Annotated in this window: 16 protein-coding genes and 3 pseudogenes; 7 read left to right on the top strand and 12 right to left on the bottom strand. The window is 70.9% G+C overall.

Going from position 1 to position 16,733, the window contains the following annotated elements:
• Positions 1-190: 190 nt before the first annotated feature.
• The gene (locus ABD858_RS14940; protein WP_345037550.1) at positions 191-1,330 is read right to left on the bottom strand and encodes a pyridoxal-phosphate dependent enzyme; all 1,140 of its coding nucleotides are present in this window, start codon (positions 1,328-1,330) and stop codon (positions 191-193) included.
• Between the two features lie 101 nt (positions 1,331-1,431).
• On the opposite strand from ABD858_RS14940, the pseudogene ABD858_RS14935 reads away from it, so the two are divergent.
• Positions 1,432-2,341 (top strand): annotated as a pseudogene (locus tag ABD858_RS14935) (LysR substrate-binding domain-containing protein).
• A 172-nt stretch (positions 2,342-2,513) separates the two neighbouring features.
• Here the strand turns inward: ABD858_RS14935 and ABD858_RS14930 are convergent.
• Positions 2,514-2,894: a VOC family protein gene (locus ABD858_RS14930; protein WP_345037548.1), complete on the bottom strand. Its 381-nt coding sequence runs from the start codon at positions 2,892-2,894 to the stop codon at positions 2,514-2,516.
• Between the two features lie 217 nt (positions 2,895-3,111).
• Positions 3,112-3,993, bottom strand: coding sequence for a GNAT family N-acetyltransferase (locus tag ABD858_RS14925; RefSeq protein ID WP_345037546.1), 882 nt, complete (start codon positions 3,991-3,993; stop codon positions 3,112-3,114).
• A gap of 473 nt (positions 3,994-4,466) precedes the next feature.
• On the opposite strand from ABD858_RS14925, the gene ABD858_RS14920 reads away from it, so the two are divergent.
• The 3 genes from ABD858_RS14920 (at position 4,467) to ABD858_RS14910 (ending at position 5,845) form a co-directional block, all read left to right on the top strand.
• Positions 4,467-4,835: a helix-turn-helix domain-containing protein gene (locus ABD858_RS14920; protein WP_345037545.1), complete on the top strand. Its 369-nt coding sequence runs from the start codon at positions 4,467-4,469 to the stop codon at positions 4,833-4,835.
• 18 nt (positions 4,836-4,853) lie between these two features.
• A complete protein-coding gene (locus ABD858_RS14915) occupies positions 4,854-5,390 on the top strand; it encodes a hypothetical protein (protein ID WP_345037543.1) in 537 nt (178 codons plus the stop codon).
• A gap of 122 nt (positions 5,391-5,512) precedes the next feature.
• Positions 5,513-5,845: a DUF2516 family protein gene (locus ABD858_RS14910; protein WP_345037540.1), complete on the top strand. Its 333-nt coding sequence runs from the start codon at positions 5,513-5,515 to the stop codon at positions 5,843-5,845.
• 282 nt (positions 5,846-6,127) lie between these two features.
• On the opposite strand, the gene ABD858_RS14905 is transcribed toward ABD858_RS14910, so the two are convergent.
• The 3 genes from ABD858_RS14905 to ABD858_RS14895 all read right to left on the bottom strand — a co-directional run bounded on the left by ABD858_RS14905 (position 6,128) and on the right by ABD858_RS14895 (position 9,574).
• On the bottom strand, positions 6,128-7,342 hold the full coding sequence (locus ABD858_RS14905; protein WP_345037538.1) for a PP2C family protein-serine/threonine phosphatase: 1,215 nt from the start codon (positions 7,340-7,342) through the stop codon (positions 6,128-6,130).
• A 157-nt stretch (positions 7,343-7,499) separates the two neighbouring features.
• Complete coding sequence (locus ABD858_RS14900) at positions 7,500-8,552, bottom strand: C40 family peptidase (RefSeq protein ID WP_345037535.1); 1,053 nt, start codon at positions 8,550-8,552, stop codon at positions 7,500-7,502.
• 224 nt (positions 8,553-8,776) lie between these two features.
• Complete coding sequence (locus tag ABD858_RS14895; RefSeq protein ID WP_345037533.1) at positions 8,777-9,574, bottom strand: class I SAM-dependent methyltransferase; 798 nt, start codon at positions 9,572-9,574, stop codon at positions 8,777-8,779.
• 358 nt (positions 9,575-9,932) lie between these two features.
• Between ABD858_RS14895 and mshA the strand changes: the two genes are divergently transcribed.
• On the top strand, positions 9,933-11,285 hold the full coding sequence (gene mshA / locus ABD858_RS14890) for a D-inositol-3-phosphate glycosyltransferase (protein ID WP_345037531.1): 1,353 nt from the start codon (positions 9,933-9,935) through the stop codon (positions 11,283-11,285).
• Positions 11,278-11,772 carry a type III secretion system chaperone family protein gene (locus tag ABD858_RS14885; protein WP_345037529.1) on the top strand — a complete coding sequence of 165 codons (495 nt, stop codon included), beginning with the start codon at positions 11,278-11,280 and terminating at the stop codon, positions 11,770-11,772. The genes mshA and ABD858_RS14885 overlap by 8 nt, the downstream gene beginning before the upstream one ends.
• Positions 11,773-11,802: 30 nt before the next feature.
• Here the strand turns inward: ABD858_RS14885 and ABD858_RS14880 are convergent, their stop codons facing one another.
• The gene (locus ABD858_RS14880) at positions 11,803-13,092 is read right to left on the bottom strand and encodes an MDR family MFS transporter (protein WP_345037527.1); all 1,290 of its coding nucleotides are present in this window, start codon (positions 13,090-13,092) and stop codon (positions 11,803-11,805) included.
• Positions 13,093-13,216: 124 nt separating this feature from the next.
• On the opposite strand from ABD858_RS14880, the gene ABD858_RS14875 reads away from it, so the two are divergent.
• Complete coding sequence (locus tag ABD858_RS14875) at positions 13,217-13,978, top strand: phosphoglyceromutase (RefSeq protein ID WP_345037525.1); 762 nt, start codon at positions 13,217-13,219, stop codon at positions 13,976-13,978.
• 69 nt (positions 13,979-14,047) lie between these two features.
• On the opposite strand, the pseudogene ABD858_RS14870 reads toward ABD858_RS14875, so the two are convergent.
• The 5 genes and pseudogenes from ABD858_RS14870 to ABD858_RS14850 all read right to left on the bottom strand — a co-directional run.
• Positions 14,048-14,560 (bottom strand): annotated as a pseudogene (locus ABD858_RS14870) (tyrosine-type recombinase/integrase); the annotation flags it as partial.
• Positions 14,561-15,093: pseudogene (locus ABD858_RS14865) on the bottom strand (GNAT family N-acetyltransferase).
• Positions 15,090-15,512, bottom strand: coding sequence for an arsenate reductase ArsC (locus ABD858_RS14860; RefSeq protein WP_345037523.1), 423 nt, complete (start codon positions 15,510-15,512; stop codon positions 15,090-15,092). The pseudogene ABD858_RS14865 and the gene ABD858_RS14860 overlap by 4 nt, the downstream one beginning before the upstream one ends.
• 30 nt (positions 15,513-15,542) lie before the next feature.
• Positions 15,543-16,286 (bottom strand): aquaporin, encoded by a 744-nt coding sequence (locus tag ABD858_RS14855; RefSeq protein ID WP_345037521.1) that lies wholly within the window; start codon positions 16,284-16,286, stop codon positions 15,543-15,545.
• The gene (locus ABD858_RS14850) at positions 16,283-16,663 is read right to left on the bottom strand and encodes an ArsR/SmtB family transcription factor (protein ID WP_345037520.1); all 381 of its coding nucleotides are present in this window, start codon (positions 16,661-16,663) and stop codon (positions 16,283-16,285) included. Before ABD858_RS14850 ends, ABD858_RS14855 begins: the two co-directional genes overlap by 4 nt.
• Between the last annotated feature and the right edge of the window lie 70 nt (positions 16,664-16,733).

Genomic DNA, 16,733 nt, shown 5'->3' with positions numbered 1-16,733 from the left:
CGGTCCAGGGCCCGGCGGACCCCGGGCTTCTCGAGGACCGAACGGGCTCTGGACGGCGGATACGCATAACCGCCTGGAAGACCGATGAAGATCTTGCTCCGGCCGCCTGACTCGCCTTGGATTGCCAGTAAATGTCAATCGCCATGAACCGGTGCAAGCCGGGCGCGATTCCAAGATCTTCAGGACACTCCTAGCCGGCCGAGCGTGAGCGACGCGTGGATGAGGACGAGCAGTGCCATGCGGCCGGGTACGGGTTGGCGGCGGCGCCCTCGGTGCACAGCAGGACGACCGTGGAAGCGGGGCCCAGGGCCAGGGCGGTGCGGCGGTCCTCGGCCGCCGCACCGGTGAGGGCGGCGCGGACACCGGCCAGCGAGGCGGCGCCGCAAGGGCCGGCGAAGACCCCGAGAGCGGTGAGATCCCGGGCCGCGCGGGCGCTGTCGGCGTCGGTCACGGCGACCGCGGCGTCCAGACCGGCGCGCAGGTGGGGCCAGGCGATGCTGGACGGCGTGCCGCAGTTCAGCCCGGCCATGGCCGTCTCGCCGGTGGCCACGCCGACCGGCCGCCCGAGGGTGAGACTCCGCAGGACACAGGCCGCGGCCTCCGGTTCGACGGACAGCAGGGACGAGGTGCCGCCGGTGGCGCGGCTGCGGTAGTGGACGACCGCGGCCTGGGCGAGCGAGCCCACCCCGACGGGGACGGCGACCAGACCGGGGGCCCCGGCCCCCGCGGCGGCCAGCTGTGCGTCCATCTCGGTGAACAGCGTGGAGTATCCCTCGACGATCCAGCCGGGGATCTCCTCGTAACCGGGCCAGGCGGTGTCCTGGACGAGGACCGAGTCCGGCCCGGCGGCGTCCGCCGCGGCCCGGCGCACGGCGTCGTCGTAGGGCCCGTCGACCCGGGTGAGCCCGGCGCCCTCGGCGGCGATCGCGGCCATCGCCTCCGGACGCACTCCCCGCGGCACGAACACATGGGCGCGCTGACCCAGCAGCCGGGCCATGCGCGCGACCGCCCGGCCGTGGTTGCCGTCGGTGGCGGTGACCAGCCGCACCCGGGCGCCGGGCGCCCGCCGCGACAGGACCCGGTGCACGGCCCAGGACGCGCCCAGCGCCTTGAACGCGGGCAGCCCCAGCCGGAACGACTCGTCCTTGACGAAGACCCGGCCCACACCCAGTTCGGCGGCGATCGAGGGGAGTTCGGTCAGCGGGGTCGGCGCGTAGCCGGGCAGTGAGGCATGGAAGTCCCGCACCTCGGCGGGGGCGGGTGCGCAGGCCCGGGCCCGGGCGGCCGGGTGTGCGTACCAGGAGGGCGTACGAACAGGAGAGGCAGACACGCGACCAGCCTGCGGTCCGCTCACTCATCGGTCCAGCGAATGTTTCCGACCTATATTCATCAAGGGAACCGAAACGACCCGACTGCTGTGGGGGCTGCTCGATGTTCGATCTGCACCGGCTGCGTCTGCTGCGTGAGCTCAAGCACCGGGGCACGCTCGCGGCCGTCGCCGCCGCCCTCTCGTACAGCCCTTCCTCGGTCTCCCAGCAGCTCTCCCAGCTGGAGTCGGAGGTCGGCGTCCGGCTGCTGGAGCCGGTCGGGCGCCGGGTGCGGCTGACCGAGCAGGCCGAGATACTCGTCGCCCACACCGAGGCGGTCCTCGAGCGACTGGAACGCGCCGAGGCCGAGATCAACGCCTCCCTCACCGACCTCACCGGCACCCTCCGCGTGGCCACCTTCCAGACCGCCGCCCTCACCCTGGTCCCCACTGCGCTGACCCTGCTGCGTGAAGCGCATCCCCGTCTGCGGGTCCACATCACGCAGCTGGAGCCGGAGACGTCCCTCCCCAGGCTGCTCGCCCGCGACTTCGACCTGGTCATCGCCGAGGAGTACCCGGGCAATCCCAACCCTCGGCCGGACGGTCTGGAGCAGGAGGAGCTGTGCGACGACCCGCTGCGTCTCGCCCTGCCCGAGCCGACCGACGCGAAGAGCCCCTTGGCCGCGCTCCGTTCGCTGGCCGGGCGCCCCTGGGTCATGGAACCCGAGGGCACGGCCGCCCGGCACTGGGCGATGACCCTCTGCCGCAACGCGGGGTTCGAACCCGACGTACGGTTCGAATCCACCGACCTCCTCCTGCATCTGCGCCTCGTGGAACAGGGCCACGCCGCCGCGTTCCTGCCGGACCTCGTGTGGGGCGGAGGTGCCCCGAGCGTTCCGCTGCGGCAGCTTTCCGCACGGTCAGCAGGCACGCAGGATCTTCACCGCGGTACGCCGCGGAAGCAGCCGGCACCCGGCCGCGACGGCCTGCCGGCGGGTACTCCGGCAGGCGGCCACCGGTCGGCCCGGCGGATGACATCGGCGCCTTCACCGCACCCGCTCGGCCAGGAAGTCCTCCCAGGTCCGCTTGCCGACGGCAGCCCCCTCGAGGGACAGGTTCTCGCCGGCCCGGTAGCTGCTGCGCTCGCGCGAGCAGCGGCGCGAGGAGCCTCTCGAGGCCCGTCGGCCGCCCCCGGGACACAGAGCCGTCAGAGCTGCTTGAGGCGGGCCTTGAGCAGACAGAACTCATTGCCCTCGGGGTCGGCGAGTACGTGCCACTGCTCCTCGCCGGTCTGGCCGATGTCGGCCGGGCGCGCCCCGAGCTTCAGGAGGCGTTCGAGTTCGGCGTCCTGATCGCGGTCGGTGGGGTTGACGTCGATGTGCAGCCGGGACTTCCCGGGCTCCGGCTCGTCCCTGCGACTGAGGATGATCGTCGGCTGTGGGCCGCCGAACCCTTCGCGCGGCCCGATCTCGATGCAGTCGTTCCCTTCGCGATCGAGCACTACGAAGTCCAGGACCTCGCACCAGAACCGCGCCAGCACCTCGGGATCGTGGCAACCGAGCACGAGCTCACTGATGCGACATGCCATGGACGAAACCTACTCTCAATGTGGGAACTGCTGGGGCGACCGCGCGCGGAACTCTCGGCCTCCCCGCAGCGGGAACGTGATCGAGACCGTACCGGGCGAAGCGAGCGCGTGAGAAGAGCATTTTGGGGAGGGGCGCTGCCTCGCCGGCCGGACCGCCGGGCGAGGACCGTAGGCCGCCCAGCGGCGCAGACGGGAATGTGACGACAGGGCCTGGTTCTTAACTCACTTCCGGTGCGGCGCACGAGAAGCCATACACAGCCCAGTCGGCGAGCGTGCGATAACCGAGGCGCTGGTAGAGGGCGTTGCTGGTGGGGTTGGACAGGTCCGCGAACAACACGACCTCCCGCGCGCCCGCGGCCAGCGCGACCCGGCTGACCTCCGCCGTCACGGCGCCCGCGTAGCCGCGACCGCGCAGGTGGGCCGGGGTGTAGACGATGTCCACCTGGATCTGGCCGCCGATCATCGGGTTCATGCCCGCGATGGAGACGGGGGTGCCGTCCGGGGTCTCCCATAGCGTGTAGCGCTTGTCGGCGTAGCGGGTGCCGGCCCACGTGTCGGCGTCGATGGTGACGTCTTCCCCGACGGCCTTGGCGAACTCGCCGCACCAGAACATGACGTGTTCAAGGTCCTGCTCGCCCAGGACGCGGCCTCGGCCGGCCGGCGGCGGCTCCGGTGGGGTGAGGGTGCCGAGGCGGTACAGACGGAGCCGCGTGTCGCGGAGTTTCGGCGTCGCCCCGGTGTGCCGCTGCCACGCCTCGGCGAAAGCGGTGGCGGTGCTGTGGTCCGCGCTGACGGAGCGAAGGGAGTGCCCGAGGGTGGCCAGGCGGGCGGCGAGGGAGTCGGCCTGCTCGGGCGTGAGCGGGGAGAGGCCGAAACCACGGGGAGGGAGGCGGTAGAAGGTGGCGTGGACCTCGCCTGCTCGCTCCAGCACGCCGAAGACAGGGGCTTCCGTGCCGAACGCCTCCGCCCCACGCGCTCGCACTCTCTCGGCCCAGGTCAGCTGCATGACGTGCGGGCCGGGCCGCGAGCGCAGGAAGTCTCCGGCTCGGGCGAGAAAGTCGTCGACGTCTTCGGTGAGGTGCCAGTCATCTGGTCGCATGCTTCATGCTCCTCCGTGCTGTAGGTGTGCCCTGCTGTTTTCCGCCAGTGCGAGGAAGTAGGCCTCCACAGCGTCATTCAGGCTTCCGTGCAAGGAAGGTGGCAATCGCCCTGTTCGCTCCTTCGGCACGCTCCTCCAACAGGCGCGCGGTGACGATGACCCGGCTCGCCCCGGCTTGACAGCCGGACGATGGGCACCGCCGTCGCGGCCGAACGTCGCGGGGAGGTGGCCCGTGGGTAGGGCAGCTTGCTGCGCGGGTCGCCCGGGACCCGTTTCACATTGCAGTCCCGGCGGGAAACCGCAGATATACCGGGAACGGACACGCTTCCTCGAAACGGGCCGGCCACATCACCTCGAGCGGTCCCTGGCAAACCTGCCGGCAGGGCCGTCGGCGTGGCTGTTCTGTCGAGCGGGCGTAAACACCTGCAAGCGCCTGCTTGCAATAGTTAGCAGGCTTGGTGCACCATCGGTGCATGGCATCACTCAACGTCGGCAATCTCGGTGAGTACCTGCGCGAGCAGCGGCGCAATGCGCAGCTGTCGCTGCGGCAGCTCGCCGATGCCGCGGGGGTGTCCAATCCGTACCTGAGTCAGATCGAGCGCGGCCTGCGCAAGCCGAGTGCGGAGATTCTGCAGCAGATCGCCAAGGCGCTGCGGATCTCCGCCGAGACCTTGTACGTACAGGCCGGGATTCTCGACGAGCGGGACCGTGACGAGGTCGAGACGCGCAATGTGATCCTCGCCGATCCCTCCATAAACGAGCGGCAGAAGCAGGTGCTGCTCCAGATCTACGAGTCCTTCCGCAAGGAGAACGGGCTCGACAAGGACACCGACACACCCTGATCCGGGAGGATTCCAGCGATGGCGATCACCGAAGACCTGCGCAAGACCCTCACCGACCCGACGCCGCTGTACTTCGCGGCCGGGACCGCCGATCTCGCCTACCAGCAGGCGAGGAAGCTGGCCGCCGAGGCGCCGGCGCGGTTCGAGGCGGTGCGGAAGACGGACCCCAAGGTCGTGCAGCAGCGCGTGGCCGAACAGGCGAAGGAAGCGCAGGCCACGGTGTCTGCGAAGTTCACCGAAGTGATGAGCGGGCTCGACACCGACCTGAGGAAGCTGGGTGACACCGCGCAGGATCTGGCGCTGCGGGGCGTGGGCGTGGCCGCGGAGTACGCGGTGAAGGCTCGCGAGGCGTACGAGAAGGTCGCCGAGCACGGTGAGCAGACCGTGAAGGCCTGGCGCGGCGAGGCGGCCGAGGAGCTCGCCGAGCTCTCCGAGGCGGTCGAGCCCAAGGATCAGCAGCAGGAGGAGAAGGCCGCCGAGGACGACCAGCCCGAGGCCAGGAAGACCAACGCGCGCAAGAACGGGGCCAGGAAGAGCAGCCAGGCCGCTCGGTGAGGCGGAGTGGGCAGGCGCGCGGTTGAGCGCCGGCGTGCCGGGCACTCCAATGGGTGTCCGGCACGTTGTCGCGGTAACTTGACCGCAAGGCGCTCGATTCGACTCATGAGGAGGTGCTCGACATGTTCTACGGGGAAAGTCTCCTCTGGCTTGTGATCGACGTCGGTCTGCTGGCTTTCGCCCTGGTCGCCTTCGTCCTTGCCGCGCTGGCCCGAGAGGACGCGTACCGTGCCGCCGACAAGAAGACCAAGCCCTTCTGGCTGATCATCCTCGGTCTCGTGGTCGCGGTGGACCTGATCATGCCGTGGCTGTTCCTGCAGCTCGCCGGTCTGGTCGCGACCATCGTGTTCATGGTGGACGTGCGGCCGGCGCTTCGTGAGGTGTCCGGTGGCGGCCGGCGCAAGGGCGGTTCCAGCAGCGACGGTCCTTACGGGCCGTACAACGGACGGCGCTAGGGCGTGTTTCGAAAGTAGCGTCGTCCGCCCGGAGGGCGGGGTCGGGGGCGTCTGGTGCGTGCGATCGCAAGGCGGAGGGAGGAGAGCGCAGCGGGCTGCGCCGACGACCGACAACGCGGCGAGCGTGCGTGCCGGGCGTTCCCGACCAGGCGGGACTTTCGAAACACGCGCTAGGCCCGTATGAGGCCCTGTCCGGCCGATCAGGCCGGGCTCGCGACGTCCCGGTGCCGGCGGGCGCTCCCTGATCCGGCCTGACCGACCGGGCAGGACCTGGCGGCGGGCTCAGCCCCGGTCCAGCAGCACCAGCGCCACGTCGTCGGTCAGTTCGCCGCCGTTCAGCTCGCGGGCTTCGGCGGCCGCGGCCCGGAGCAGCCGCTTGCCGCGCAGCCCCTCCGCCAGCTTGCGGTTGATCATCTCGGTCATGCCGTCCTGGCCGAGGCGCTCACGCGTGTCGGGACCGAGGCGGCCTTCGATGAGGCCGTCCGTGTACATCAGCAGGCTCCATGCGCCGCCCAGTTCGACCTGGCGGCGCGGCCAGCGGGCGCGTGGGAGCAGGCCGAGCGCGGGTCCGCCGTCCTGGTACGGCAGCAGTTGCGCGGCCTGGCCGTGCCGGGCGATCAGCGGGGAGGGGTGGCCGGCCAGGCAGAGGCCGGCGCGGCGGCCGTCCGGGGAGATGTCGACGGTGCAGAGGGTGGCGAAGATCTCCTCGCTGTCGCGTTCGTGTTCCAGGACCTGCTGGAGCGTGGAGAGGAGTTCGTCTCCGCACAGGCCCGCGAATATCAGTGCGCGCCAGGCGATGCGCAGCTCGACACCGAGCGCGGCTTCGTCGGGGCCGTGGCCGCAGACGTCGCCGATCATGGCGTGGACGGTGCCGTCGGGGGTGCGGACGGTGTCGTAGAAGTCGCCGCCGAGCAGAGCGCGGGAGCGGCCCGGCCGGTAGTGGGCGGCGAAACGGAGATCGGAGCCGTCGAGCAGCGGGGTGGGGAGCAGCCCCCGTTCCAGGCGGGCGTTCTCCTGGGCGCGCGCCCGCGACTCGGCGAGCTTGTACTGGGCGGTGTCCGCCCGCTTCCGCTCCACGGCGTAACGGATGACGCGGCTGAGCAGCCTGCCGTCGAGTTCGTCGCGCGAGAGGTGGTCCTGGGCCCCGGCCCGTACCGCTTCCGCGGCCTTTTCGGCGTCGGCCTCGCCGGTCAGCGCGAGCACGGCGTGGCCGGGGGCGAGGCGCAGGATGTGCCGCAGGACGGCCAGCTCGTCGCCCTCGCCGCTGGGCAGCGCGAGGTCGACGAGGACGCAGTGGATGTCGTCGGTGAGCAGCCGTTCGGCCTCGGTGACGTTACGGGCCGTACGGATACGGACGCGGGTTCCGGCGGCGCCGAGCAGTTCGGGGACGGTGAAGGTGCCCGCCGGGTCGTCCTCGATCACCAGGAGCGTGAGGTCTCCGCCGCCGGCGGTCTCCGCCGCCGGGATCACTCTCGGCCGCGGTACGGATACGGGCATCGGTTCGGTTTCCTTCCCTCCCCCCGAGGGTGCGCAGGGAACCATAGCGGTAGCCGACGCCGAAAAGGAATGACGAATGTCAAAGGGCCAGGGGCATATGCCGTAAGCCTGGGGTGAGACCCGTCCCGGAGCGACAAATGTCACCTACCGGCCGACGTCACCCCGCGTCGGGGCGTACGACGCCGAGGATCGGCATCGAGCCCGCGCCCGCGACCGTGACGTCGCGGCCCGGCCGGGGCGCGTGCACGATCATCCCGCCGCCGACGTACATGCCGATATGGGTGGCGTCCTTGTAGTAGACGATCAGGTCGCCGGGGCGCATGTCCTTGACGGACACGTGCGGCAGCCGCCGCCACTGCTCCTGGGAGGTGCGGGGGATGCCGCGGCCGGCTGCCTCCCAGGCCTGGGAGGTGAGCCCCGAGCAGTCGAAGGAGTCGGGTCCCTCGGCTCCCCACACATAGGGCTTGCCTATCTGGGCGGTGGCGTACGCGACGGCCTTCTTCCCGCCCGCGGTGGCCTTGCCGCCGACGCCGGCCAGTGCGCCGGAGTTCAGCCAGGCCGTCTGCGCCTTGTGCTGCGCCTCCTCCTCCAGCTTGCGCAGCCGCTCCCGCTCCTCCTTCTCCAGCCGGCTCTCCAGCTTCTCGGCGGCCGCGATCTGCCGGGTGATCTCCTTCTTCGCCTTGTCCTTCGCCGCGCGGTTGGCTTCCAGCTGCTGCAGGTGCGTGCTCGCGTCGGCGGAGTAGGTCGTCAAGTCCTCCTGGGCCCTGGTCAATTCGCTGAGGAGGCCCTTGGTCGCCTGCTGGCCGTGCCGGAAGAGGGTCGCCCCGTCCAGGAAGCTGCCCGGGTCGCCGCTGAGCATGAGCTGCGTGCCGGGCGGCAGGCCGCCGGTGCGGTACTGGGCGCGGGCGGTGGCGCCCATCTGTTCCTTGAGCCGGTCGATCCGCTCCTGGCCCTCCATGACCTCCCGGGCCAGCCTGGTGAGCTCGGCCGACTGCTTCTCGGTCTGCTCCTCGGCGAGGTTGTAGGCGTCCGTGGCGACCGCGGCCTGGTGGTAGAGATCGTCGATCTGCTTGCGCACGTCCTCGAGGGCCTTGGAACTCACGGGCGGCTTCGGATCCGGCTTCGGCGCGGCGTACGACTGGGCAGGTGACGCCAGTACGGTCAGTGCGCAGACCAGTGTGATCGCGGTGGCCAGACGGCGTCCGTTCACTTCAGTCCCCCCGACTGTGTGCGACTCGACGAGCAGCGGATAGTTGATTAACCGTCAGTAACTTTACGGCGACGGGCCGATCGTGCCATGGCTCGCGCGAAAACGACAGAGGCAGGCGTTACCCGGGGGAACTTCACGGGTCGCCGCCCCCGGACACACCCGCCGTCCCCGGCCGCCCTTGAGTGGGACGTGCGACGGGCGACAGTCGTTCCCGGGCGTGCCCGTCAGCCCGCGCGGGGCGCCAGCGCCGCCCACTCCACCGTGATCTCGCCCTGCCGCCACCGCCGGACCCCGTCCGTCAGCGGCCAGTCCACAGCCAGGGCCCTCGCCGTCCTGATCCACCGCTGCCGGGCGCTCAGCGACGCGTACGGAGCGGCCGCCGCCCACGCCCGGTCGAAGTCCCGCAGGAACGCGTGCACGGGCTCGCCCGGAACATTGCGGTGGATCAGTGCCTTCGGCAGCCGCTCCGCCAGATCGGACGGCCGCTCCAGGGAGCCCAGCCGGGTGGCGAAGGTGACGGTCCGCGGACCCTCCGGGCCCAGCGCGACCCAGACATGCCGGCGCCCGATCTCGTCGCAGGTCCCCTCGACCAGCAGGCCCCCGGGCGCCAGCCGCGCGCACAGCCGCTGCCAGACCGCGGCGACCTCTGCCTCGTCGTACTGCCGCAGCACATTCGCCGCCCGGATCAGCGCGGGACGCCGGCCGTCCAGCGGCACCTCGAAGCCGCCGTGCGCGAAGCGCAGCCCCTCGCGCTCGTACGGCTTGGCCGCCGCGACCCGCGCGGGGTCGATCTCGATGCCGACGACATGCACCGCGGGCGCGAACGTACGCAGCCGCTCCATCAGCTCGACGGCCGTCCAGGGCGCCGCCCCGTACCCCAGGTCCACCGCTACCGGGTCATGGCTGCGGCGCAGCGCCGCACCGTGGACGGCGGCGATCCAGCGGTCCATCCGGCGCAGCCGGTTGGGGTTGGTGGTTCCGCGGGTGACGGTCCCCACCGGGCGTTTCTGGGATGCGGACATGAGTCGAGCGTATGCGGCCCTCCCCCAAGCTCTCGGCTTCTCCCCCGAGCTCTCGGCTTCTCCCCCGAGCTCTCGGCTTCTCCCCCGAGCTCTCGGCTTCTCCCCCGAGCTCTCGGCTTCGCTCGAGCAGGGGGGACCCCCATGAGCAGGGGGGACCCCCATGAGCAGGGGGGACCCCATGAGCAGGGGGGACCCCATGAGCAGGGGGAGCCCCAAAGCGGGGGACCCCCATGAGCGGGGGACCTCCATGGGCAACGATTTGGCAAAGCGGAAATGCGGAGGAGGGCTCCGGCGGTTGGTACCTCTGGAGGGCGCTGTGCGCCCCAGTGCCATGCCCCGAGCGAGGAGGACCGACCACGTGACCCACCACGTGACACGGCTCGGCGGCCGCCGCTCCGCCCTGTCCGTACCGCCCCGCCTGAAATTCCCCGGCAGCCACCGCAGGCCCCGCCGGGTGGCCATGCTCAGCGTGCACACCTCTCCGCTGCACCAGCCGGGCACCGGCGACGCGGGCGGTATGAACGTCTACATCGTGGAACTCGCCAAGCGCCTCGCCGCGATCAACATCGAGGTCGAGATCTTCACCCGGGCCACTGCCGGCGGACTGCCTCCCGTCGTCGAACTCGCGCCCGGCGTCCTGGTGCGGCACGTCGACGCCGGACCGTACGAAGGCCTCAACAAGGAGGACCTGCCCGCCCAGCTGTGCGCCTTCACCCACGGCGTCACACAGGCCTGGGCCGGCCACCGGCCGGGCCACTACGACCTGGTCCACTCCCACTACTGGCTCTCCGGCCAGGTCGGCTGGCTCGCCGCCGAACGGTGGCGCGTCCCGCTCGTCCACGCCATGCACACCATGGCCAAGGTCAAGAACGCCGCTCTCGCCCAGGGCGACACCCCCGAACCGGCCGCCCGCGTCATCGGCGAGCAGCAGATCGTACGCGCCGCCGACCGGCTCATCGCCAACACCGCCGAAGAGGCCGACGAGCTCATCCGCCACTACGACGCCGACCCCGGCCGGGTCGCCGTCGTCCACCCCGGCGTCAACCTCGAACGCTTCAGCGTCGCCGACGGCCGCGCCGAGGCCCGGGACCGGCTCGGGCTGCCGCAGGACGCGTTCGTCCCCCTCTTCGCCGGCCGCATCCAGCCCCTGAAGGCCCCGGACGTCCTGCTGCACGCCGTCGCCGTGCTGCTGGACCAGGACCCCTCGCTGCGCTCCCGCCTCGTCGTCCCCGTCGTGGGCGGTCCCAGCGGAAGCGGCCTCGCCAAACCGGAAGGCCTGCACAAACTCGCCGCCGGGCTCGGCATAGCGGACGTCATCCGCTTCCACCCGCCGGTCGGCCAGGACAAGCTCGCGGACTGGTTCCGCGCCGCGTCCGTGCTGGTCATGCCCTCGTACAGCGAATCCTTCGGTCTCGTCGCCATCGAGGCCCAGGCCACCGGCACGCCCGTCGTCGCCGCGGCGGTGGGCGGACTTCCCGTCGCCGTACGGGACGGGGTCAGCGGCTACCTCGTCGCCGGGCACGACCCCGCCGACTACGCCCGCGCGCTGCGCCGCTTCGTCGACGAGCCGGGCCTGGTGGACCGTATGGGCGCCGCGGCGGCGCGGCACGCCCAGGGCTTCGGCTGGGGCACCGCGGCGTCCGCGACGGCGGACGTCTACACGGCCGCGATGCATGAGTACCGCCGTCGCGTACGCTCCCACCATGGCTGATGACGTACGGCAGGTGATCGAGCGGACACTCGATGACGCCGAGCTCGAGTGGGAATCCCCCGAGCCCGGCTCGTACGTCGTCAAGCTGCCCGGCACCCGGAAGCTCACCACGACCTGCTCACTGCTCGTCGGCCGGCACTCGCTGTCCGTCAACGCCTTCGTGATCCGCCACCCCGACGAGAACGAGGCGGGCGTCCACCGCTGGCTGCTCGAGCGCAACCTGAAGCTGTACGGCGTGAGCTACGCCGTCGACCCGCTCGGCGACATCTATCTCGTCGGCAAGCTCCCGCTGTCCGTGGTGACGCCGCAGGAGCTGGACCGGATCCTGGGCAGCGTGCTGGAGGCCGCGGACGGCAGCTTCAACACGCTGCTGGAACTGGGCTTCGCCGGCGCGATCCGCAAGGAGTACGAGTGGCGCGTCGCACGCGGCGAGTCCACGCGCAACCTGGAGGCGTTCACCCGCCTGACCGGCGGCACGCCGGGCTGACGGGCCGCGGCGCGGGATCCGCGCGCCGAGTCAGGAGCCGACGGAGGCAGTGGTCTCGGCCTCGCCCGTGGCTCCGGCCCCGGCCGCCGCGCCGCCCGCCGCGGGTTCCTCGGCCAGTGCCCGGCGCAGCCGCGTCGCGTAGCCCACCGCCGCCGCGCCGCCGATCACCGCGCACGCCAGCCACAGGACGTCGGACCCCGGTCCGTCCACCACCCAGCCCGCCAGGATCGGCGCGACGAAACCGGCCACCGCCCAGGACATGCCCATCACACCCTGGTAGCGGCCGCGCGCGTGCTCGGGGGCGAGCCGGGCGGTGGCGGCGGCGTTCGTCGGAACGTGCACCATCTCGCCGATCGTCCACACCACCACGGTCGCCGCGAACGCCACCGGCGTCCCGGCGAGCGCGGTCGCTCCCGTGCCGGCCGCGAAGAGCAGCGAGGAGACGGTGAGCAGCATGACCGGCGAGCGCTTGTCGGTGATCTTGTTGACCAGGAGCTGGAAGGCGACGATCACCACACCGTTGACGGCGATGACCATGCCGTACGAGGACGGGGGCAGGCCCTCCTCCACCATGGTGAGCGGCAGACCGACCCACGGGGCGGTGAAGACCAGGCAGACCAGCAGGTTCAGCAGGACCAGCGTGCGGAAGGGGGCGTCCCGCAGCACGTCCAGGACGCTGACCCGCTGCTCCTCGACGGCGTTGCCCGCCGTGTCGCGCGGCGTCTCGGGCCGGGTCTCCGGCAGCCGCAGGAAGACGATCAGGGCGCAGAGGGCGGTGGCGACCGCGTCGACGACGAACAGAGTGCGGTAACCCAGGACGATCGCGGCGCCGCCGCCCATCGCGGCGATGGCGAAACCGAGGTTGAGGGCCCAGTAGTTCAGCGCGTACGCCCGGCGCAGGTCGGGCTGCGGGACCATGTCGGCGATGGTGGCGTTGATCGACGGCCGGACCGCCTGCATGGCCACGCCCATCAGCAGCACGACGACGGCGATACCCCAGGCGCTCGTCACGAGCGCGAGCGCGGCGGCGCAGACCGCACCCGACAGGTGCATGGCGACCATCGTGGGCCGCCGGCCCCACCGGTCGGTGAGCATGCCGCCGAGCGGCGATCCCGCGACGCCGCCGAGACCGTGCAGGGCGACGACGAGACCGGCGTACCAGGCCGAGTAGCCGAGCTCCTGGGTCAGATAGAGGGAGAGGAAGGTGAGGACGAAAGCGCCGGTGCGGTTGACGAGAGTCGAGAGCCAGAGCCACCAGAAGCCACCGGGGAGGCCGGAGACGGTCGCGCGTGCTGATCGTCTGAGCGAGTCGATGGACATGCGGGAAGCCCCCTGCGTATGTAAGTACCTCTGGCAGCATACGTAACTTACGCACGCGTTCCTGCGGGGCGCCAATGAATTGACGGGGATCGTCAAGCATTCGCCGTCGATTAACCTCGTACGCATGGCCGACGCACCGTACAAGCTGATCCTCCTCCGCCACGGCGAGAGCGAATGGAACGCGAAGAACCTGTTCACCGGCTGGGTGGACGTCAACCTCACCGAGAAGGGCGAGAAGGAGGCAGTCCGCGGCGGTGAGCTGCTCAAGGACGCCGGCCTGCTCCCCGACGTGCTGCACACCTCCCTGCAGAAGCGCGCCATCCGCACCGCGCAGCTCGCCCTCGAGGCCGCCGACCGCCACTGGATCCCGGTCCACCGCTCCTGGCGCCTGAACGAGCGCCACTACGGTGCGCTCCAGGGCAAGGACAAGGCGCAGACCCTCGCCGAGTTCGGCGAGGAGCAGTTCATGCAGTGGCGCCGCTCGTACGACACCCCGCCGCCGGCCCTCGAGGACGGCACCGAGTTCTCGCAGAGCGACGACCCGCGCTACGCCTCCATCCCGAACGAGCTGCGTCCGCGCACCGAGTGCCTCAAGGACGTCGTCCAGCGCATGCTGCCGTACTGGTACGACTCGGTCGTCCCCGACCTGCTCGACGGCCACACCGTCCTGATCGCGGCCCACGGCAACAGCCTGCGCGCGCTGGTCAAGCACCTCGACCGCATCTCCGACGCGGACATCACGGGCCTGAACATCCCCACCGGCATCCCGCTCTACTACGAGCTCGACGCCGACTTCCGCCCCCTCACCCCGGGCGGCACCTACCTCGACCCGGAGGCCGCGGCGGCCGCCATCGAGGCCGTCAAGAACCAGGGCAAGAAGAAGTAATCGCCCACGAGTAAGCCCCCTACCTGCGGTTTCTCCGCTGGGAGGGGGCTTTCCTCTGGCTCTGGGCCGTCAGCTGCCAGACGGGCCGGACTGGGCCGTGCCGAAGACAGCGGCCACGGCCTTCCGCGTACGCTCCTGGCTCGACGGCATGAGATGGGCATACACGCGAAGCGTCAGGCCGGGATCCGAGTGGCCGAGGTACTCGGCGAGGGCCTTGATGTTCTCGCCCGCGTCCAGGAGCACCGAGGCGTAGAAGTGCCTCAGGGCGTGCATACCGTTCTTGCGCGACTCGTCGTAGGCCTCGCCCACCTTCCGCTCGGGGATCACTTCCGCCGAAGCGAGAGCCCGCTTCCACGCCTCCTCGTTGAGCGACGTACGCCAGACGTGCCCACCGCGCGGTCCGGTGAAGATCAGCCGCTTGGTCACCGGAGGTCCATCCGCGACCTTCCACGGCAAGGTGATCTCGACCGGCGGGAACCGTTTCATGTGTGCCCGGAGGGCGTCAGCGACTGGACCGGGCAGCGGGACGTCCCGGAGTTTGCCGCCCTTCGGCGGAGCGAAGACGGGCTTGCTGCGGCTCAGTCAGCGCGACTCTGAGGGGCCCCTCTCTATGCCGCAGCAAGAACTCCGACGCTCGATCAGTACGACGTCTCGCCATACGCCGTGATGCTGGCCGATGCGTTCGCGGGTCCCGATGATCCGGAAGCCCATCCGTTGGTGCAGCGCGAGACTGCCGGCGTTCTCCGGGAAGACGCCTGACTGAATGGTCCAGATGCCAGCCAGTTCGGTGGACCTGATCAGGGCGTCGAGGAGGGCCGCGCCGACTCCTCTGCCGCGGGCGTTGGGGTGGACGTACACCGAGTGCTCGACCACCCCCGCATACACGCACCGGTCCGACACCGGCACCGCGGCGAGCCAGCCGAGCACTCTGCCGGAGTCGTCAAGGGCGATGTGTCGGTGGTCTGGCAGCTTGGTGGCGTCGAAGTGTTCCCAGGTGGGTGCGGTCGTCTCGAAGGTGCGTTTCCTTCGTCGATGCCGAGTTGGTAGATCGTCAGGACCTCGGCGGCGTGCTCGGGGCCCATGGCCGTGATGCGCACGCCGGGCGGGACACTCATGCTCCGGCCGTCGGGGCGATCTCGTCGATCAGGCCGCGGATACGCTTTTCAATCTCGTCGCGGATGGGCCGTACGGCGTCGACGCCCTGCCCGGCCGGGTCCTGGAGCTCCCAGTCGAGGTACCGCTTTCCGGGGAAGACGGGGCAGGTGTCGCCGCAGCCCATCGTGATGACGACGTCGGAGGCTTGCACGGCTTCGACGGTGAGCACCTTGGGGACCTCGGCCGAGACGTCGATGCCGATCTCTGCCATGGCTTCGACGACGGCCGGGTTGACCGTCGCGGCGGGCGCCGATCCGGCGGAGCGCACCTGGGCGCGGTCGCCCGCGAGGTGGGTGAGGAACGCGGCGGCCATCTGGGAGCGCCCGGCGTTGTGGACACAGACGAAGAGCACGGACGGCTGTTCGGCAGGGGTGTTCATGGCGGGTGCGCTTTCTGGCGGAGGGGCGGGTCAGGGGAGTGTGGGGGCGGTGAGTTCGGGTTCGCCCTGGCGGCCGGCGGGGACGGCGGGTGCGGGTGCCGGGCGTCCGAAGACGGCGACGACCAGGCCCAGTCCCAGCGCGGCGCCCATCAGTTGGGCCGCGACGAACGGGCCGAGGGAGCTGGGGGCGATTCCGGCGAACGTGTCGGTGAAGGCCCGGCCGATGGTGACGGCGGGGTTCGCGAACGAGGTGGACGACGTGAACCAGTACGCGGCGCCGATGTAAGAGGCCACGGCCACGGGTGCGTAGCGGGCGTGACCGGTGCGGGCCAGGCCGAAGATGAGCAGGATGAGGCCGGCGGTCGCGACGATCTCGCCCAGCCACAGGTGGCCGGCGAAGCGGTCGTGGGTGGACCACTGCACGAGCGGCTTGCCGAACATCGCGTCGGCCAGGGCGGCGCCTGCGACGGCTCCGGCGACCTGGGTCGGTATGTAGGCGGCGACCTCTCGCGCGGTCGGTCCGTCCCCGGTGCGGCGGCCGGTGGCCCAGGCGGCAAGGGTGACAACGGGATTGAAGTGCGCGCCGGAGACCGGTCCAAGGAGCGCGATCAGGATGCCGAGACCGAAGACCGTGGCCAGCGAGTTGGCGAGCAGCTGCACACCCACGTCCCTGGTCAGCTCGGTGGCCTGGATGCCGGAGCCGACGACCACCGCGACCAGGGCGGCGGACCCCACCGCCTCGGCGACGACCCGGCGGCTCAGCGGGACGCTCACGCGGTCGCCTCGGCGGCCTGCGAGGTCTTCAGGAAGGCGGCGAGCCGGTCGAGGGTGGCGGGCAGTGCCCAGTAGTAGACCCAGGTGCCCCGTCGCTCGCAGTCGATCAAACCGGCCTGCCGCAGCAGCTTGAGGTGGTGCGAGATGGTCGGCTGGGAGAGGTCGAAGGCCGGAGTCAGGTCACAGACGCAGACCTCACCGCCCGCCCGCGACGCGATCATCGACAGCAGCCGCAGGCGTACCGGGTCACCCAGCGCCTTGAACAGCTTCGCCAGCTCGGCCGCCTGGTCATCGTCCAGCGGCGCGGCCACCAGGCCGGGGCAGCACGCACCGTTCTCGTCGCTCTGCCCGAGAACCACAAGCTCTTGCTTCGACATGCGTCTATGTTGACATCCTTCGATACAAGTCACAAGCTTGCATCGACAGACGTCAATGCAAGCCGATGGG

Source organism: Streptomyces sannanensis (assembly GCF_039536205.1).
Lineage (GTDB): Bacteria > Actinomycetota > Actinomycetes > Streptomycetales > Streptomycetaceae > Streptomyces > Streptomyces sannanensis.
Note: the sequence above shows the minus strand (reverse complement) of the source record. Positions and strands in the feature narration are given on the sequence as shown.